This is a genomic window from Vibrio sp. 10N.286.46.A8, from assembly GCF_041470165.1.
Lineage (GTDB): Bacteria > Pseudomonadota > Gammaproteobacteria > Enterobacterales > Vibrionaceae > Vibrio > Vibrio tasmaniensis_A.
This window is the reverse complement of sequence record NZ_JBFRLX010000342.1, coordinates 1-4,993: the sequence shown is the minus strand read 5'-3', so window position 1 is coordinate 4,993 and position 4,993 is coordinate 1. Positions and strand designations below refer to the sequence as shown.

Genomic DNA, 4,993 nt, shown 5'->3' with positions numbered 1-4,993 from the left:
GGCGATCAGTTAGTCATTGAATTCAAGCCTCTTCAAAGTACAGGTGAAAAAATTATGCTCGATCACTTTTTGGTACGCAAGGCTGACTAATTTAGTCTGGACAGCTTAAATGAAACTTAAGCAGAATAAATAAAGATGAAGCCCTACTTATGTTAAGTAGGGCTTTTTTTACACATTGTAAAATTACTTAGTAATTAGCGTACTTTGCTTAGCATTGAATTCAAAGTTCTCGGTCTTAGTAATGGAGTTCTTTACTGAGGGAGTTCCACCAATTAAGGGTGTTTTTGTCGTTCGCTTGTAATTCACCAATTGTACCACGTCACCTTGAAGGCGGCTTTCTGTACAGTTTGCAATCGTTACTAAGTGACCTGATGAATTCGCTGCGCTATCCATTTTGCAATGGTTTATTTTATTTGTTGAAGAGGCTTTGGTTAGAGAAAACTCTTCACTTCCTACGGTAACTTTGACATCACTTCTATTTAATACGACTTGAACACTTGTTGTTGTGTCTTCGACGCCATAGTCTTGTATCGTCAAGCCAGTTTCAATTAAAGGTTTAGCTTGGATCTTATACTTACTATTGGAGCTGTAAGATGAATGAATTACATCTTTGTTTGAGTTATAGATCGTCGTAGGTTTGTCTGACTTGGCTGCGAATACATACGATTTGGTAACAGGATCTAGTTTACCATTACCCTTTAAGTAGGTTATTAACTCATCTCGGTTTGATACATTAAATTGCTTGAATAATAGTGAAGAGACATGATCAAGTGCATATACACTTTTTCTCACGTGGTTTTCAACGGCTACAGCTTTCAGACTATCACTAACAACGTCTAACAGGTTGTTGTTCAAAAGGCTGTTTTTAGGAGTGTAATTTGCTCGTAGGTCTTTTGTAACACCCGTCATTACAGACGCCAAACCATACTTAGATACTTCAGCAGGAGTCATATAATGCATTCCTTGAGCCGGAGCAGCTTTCAGTGTAAACCAGTAGAAGCCGCTCGGATCTGGTAATCCCATCTTTTTATAATAATCAATGTAGGGTTTATGCTCACTATGACCAACAGGCAATGAAGCCCCTTGTAAAGACCCTTGTGCCCATGAGTGAACGCCTAATCGAGCACCTGGTTCAATCGTTCTTTTCACACCCGCAGCGAAAAGGTCAGTTCCCCCCGAAGCGACATGTCCAATAGAGCTAATGTACGTGTCTAATTTTTTCGCTCTTACTTTGTACGCTAGTTGAATGTTGGCATCATCATTCATAGAGCCACCCATATCGATGAAGTTCAGCGTTTTTGTATTCGGGTGAGCTTTGATCATATCGTCAAATGCTTTGGGGCTACCACTACATGCAACGCCATTGACACTCGCTATTGTACCCTTAATCTTGAAGGTTAAGGCTGTATCCCCTTGTAAGGGTTGCGAACATTTAGAGATAAATACCACTGGCTTTTGCGTTGGCTTAACTGTTGGTTTTTTCGCGGGAGTCGATGAGCCTCCTCCGCCACATCCGGTTAAAGTGATTAGTAGAGCTGCAGATAAAATGCTTGTTTTCATTGGGGTCCCTAAAAATTTATATTCACAAATTAATTAGTAAGAAGAATAATTTATACAGGACATCAATACTGTATGACTTTGTCAGGTGTTCATTACATAAAATTACAGTGCTTAACTATATGATTTGTTGATTTGTTGATTTGTTGATTTGTTGATTTGTTATCTTCACGTCTAACCGCTTTTGAATCGAGAATACGCAGGAGAATTTGTGGGTGGGGAAGGGAGGTTGTGGGTAACGGAAATAATCTCGGGGAATAAAAAAACCTCCGTATATACGGAGGTTTTTATCTATTTAATTATCTATCTATACTGACTTCTCTGAAAGAAGAAAGCTGAGATTAGAAGTTAGCAGAGCGTGGCGTACGTGGGAACGGGATAACGTCACGAACGTTGCCCATACCTGTTACGTAAGACACTAGACGCTCAAAGCCAAGACCGAAGCCAGCGTGAGGCACTGTGCCGTATTTACGTAGGTCGCGGTACCAACTCATGTGCTCAGGGTCGATACCCATACCAATCATGCGCTCGTCTAGAATGTCTAGACGCTCTTCACGTTGTGCACCACCGATGATTTCACCGATGCCTGGTGCAAGTACGTCCATTGCTGCAACTGTTTTGCCGTCGTCGTTTAAGCGCATGTAGAAAGCTTTGATGTCTTTCGGGTAGTTCTTAACGATAACAGGTGCTTTGAAGTGCTCTTCAGCTAGGTAACGCTCATGCTCAGAAGACATGTCGATGCCCCACTCAACGTCGAATTCAAATTTCTTACCAGAATCTAGTAGGATTTGGATTGCGTCAGTGTAGTCAACTTGTGCGAAATCAGCGTCTACGAATTGCTCTAGACGAGTGATTGCTTCTTTGTCGATGCGAGAAGCGAAGAACTCAAGGTCGTCGCGGCGCTCTTCAAGAACAGCAGCGAAAACGTACTTAAGCATGTCTTCAGCCAGTTTCGCTACATCGTCAAGGTCAGCAAACGCAACTTCAGGCTCAACCATCCAGAATTCAGCTAGGTGGCGGCTTGTGTTTGAGTTTTCAGCACGGAACGTAGGACCGAACGTGTAAACCTTGCTTAGTGCACAAGCGTAAGCTTCAGCATTAAGTTGGCCAGATACTGTTAGGAAAGTTTCTTTACCGAAGAAATCTTCGTTGAAGTCAACTTTGCCTTCGTCAGTGCGAGGTAGGTTTTCCATGTCTAGCGTCGATACGCGGAACATTTCACCAGCGCCTTCTGCATCAGATGCAGTGATAAGCGGAGCTGAAGTCCAGAAGAAACCTTGCTCGTGGTAGAAACGGTGAATCGCTTGAGATAGACAGTTACGTACACGTGCTACTGCGCCGATCACGTTTGTACGTGGGCGTAGGTGAGCAACTTCACGAAGGTATTCGATAGAGTGACGTGTCTTAGCCATTGGGTAAGTGTCAGCGTCTTCAACCCAGCCTACAACTTTAACGTCAGTTGCTGCTAGTTCGAAGTCTTGACCTTTCGCAGGAGACTCAACAATCTTACCTGTTACTTCAACAGAGCAGCCAGTTGTTAGCTTTAATACTTCGTCTTCGTAATTATTAAGATTATTAGGAACCACGGCCTGAATCGGGTCGAAACAAGAGCCGTCATAAATGGCAAGGAAAGAGATTCCAGCTTTGGAATCACGACGTGAACGGATCCAGCCGCGAACAGTTACTTCACTGTCTACCGCTAGCTTGCCGCCAAGTACGTCTGTTACAGGCGCGTAAGTCATGTTGATTTCATTCTCCATTGAGGGACAAATTCAACTCAAAGTCTCTGGCATTGAGGCAAATGAACATATATTTGCACAATAATTAGCCGAAACATTGAGTTGTATAAACTTTTTAAATCGATTGAACATATTACCTGTCATACCGACAGCTTCAACCTTTATTCTTGCTTGGTGAAAGAAATATTGTGTCTACTGACGATAAATAGGTTTGAGGGTGTGTTTTTTGTTCGATCTTAGCGTCAGCCTTACCTTTCACCCTATGTGAGCTGTTGAACGAGCAAGACGTAATCGAAACCTTTGTTTTCAATAATGGGAGTGTGATTGTGTTGAGACTCACTCTATATTGGCGCGGATTCAGTCATTTTGGACTTGATCACCTTCTTAATTTCCCACTAAAGCTACAAGAGGAGTTTAATATTCACGTGTTAATTACGCCGCCTTAACCCCTGCATTCTCTCTACACCCGCACTTTTCGAGCGCTCGCTCATTCAAGAAAAACAGTCGATCAAATTATGTCTGAACAAGGCAGGACTGGCTGTACAAGTAAAAGAGAATTACATGCTTAATTATTTAAAAAAACACTGGTTATCGAACGTTAAGGGAGATTCATTATCTGGGATTGTGGTTGCACTCGCATTAATCCCTGAAGCTATCGCATTTTCAATTATCGCAGGCGTAGACCCTAAAGTAGGGCTCTATGCCTCGTTCTGTATTTGTGTCGTCACTGCTTTGGTTGGCAGTCGTCCGGGAATGATTTCCGGTGCAACAGGCGCTATGGCGCTATTAATGGTCACCTTGGTGAGAGAGCACGGACTAGAATATCTACTCGCTGCTTCATCTTTAGCTGGCGTCATTCAAATCGCAGCCGGGTATCTTAAGCTTGGTAACCTAATGAATTTCGTTTCCAAATCGGTGATTACTGGATTTGTTAACGCGCTCGCGATTCTCATTTTCATGGCCCAGCTTCCTGAGTTGATCAACGTTCCTTCAAGTGTTTACGTGTTAGTCGCTTTGGGTTTGGCGATCATTTATCTGCTTCCTTATTTCCCCAAGTTTGGTCGTGCAATACCTTCTCCATTAGTCGCGATTGTTGCCCTGACTATTATCAGTTTGTTATTTGGTTTAGATGTCAGAACGATTGGCGATATGGGCAAGCTTCCGGATTCACTGCCGGTATTCTTGATCCCTAATATTCCATTCACGTTTGATACGCTCACAACCATCCTGCCATATTCTATTGCTCTATCTCTTGTAGGCTTATTGGAATCATTGATGACGGCGACGATCGTGGATGACCTGACCGATACTGAAAGTAATAAGAACAATGAATGCAAAGGGCAGGGCGTAGCGAACATCGTGGCTTCACTATTTGGTGGTATGGCGGGGTGTGCGATGATTGGCCAGTCGATCATTAACATCAAATCAGGCGGCTTAACCCGATTATCCAGTATGATCGCTGGGGTTGTTTTGTTGCTAATGGTGGTGTTTGTTTCTGATTGGTTGAAGCTGATACCGATGGCGGCTTTAGTGTCTGTGATGATCATGGTTTCAATCGGCACGTTTTCATGGCGTTCTGTTGTTGAACTTAAAGATCACACGCTCCCTACTAATGTGACGATGCTAGCGACCGTAGCGGTGGTGGTGTTTACTCACAATCTCGCGATAGGTGTTGCAGTTGGCGTGGTGTTGTCAGC

At 43.1% G+C, this 4,993-nt stretch carries 3 protein-coding genes; 1 reads left to right on the top strand and 2 read right to left on the bottom strand.

Annotated elements, in window-relative coordinates:
• Window positions 1-183: 183 nt before the first annotated feature.
• The gene (locus AB4232_RS22260; RefSeq protein ID WP_372088034.1) at window positions 184-1,560 is read right to left on the bottom strand and encodes a hypothetical protein; all 1,377 of its coding nucleotides are present in this window, start codon (window positions 1,558-1,560) and stop codon (window positions 184-186) included.
• A 338-nt stretch (window positions 1,561-1,898) separates the two neighbouring features.
• Entirely contained in the window at window positions 1,899-3,299 is a 1,401-nt protein-coding gene (gene asnS, locus AB4232_RS22255; protein WP_004734710.1) for an asparagine--tRNA ligase, read from the bottom strand.
• Between the two features lie 558 nt (window positions 3,300-3,857).
• Between asnS and AB4232_RS22250 the strand changes: the two genes are divergently transcribed.
• The coding region (locus tag AB4232_RS22250) for a SulP family inorganic anion transporter (protein WP_372088033.1) at window positions 3,858-4,993 on the top strand (1,136 nt) is incomplete at its 3' end.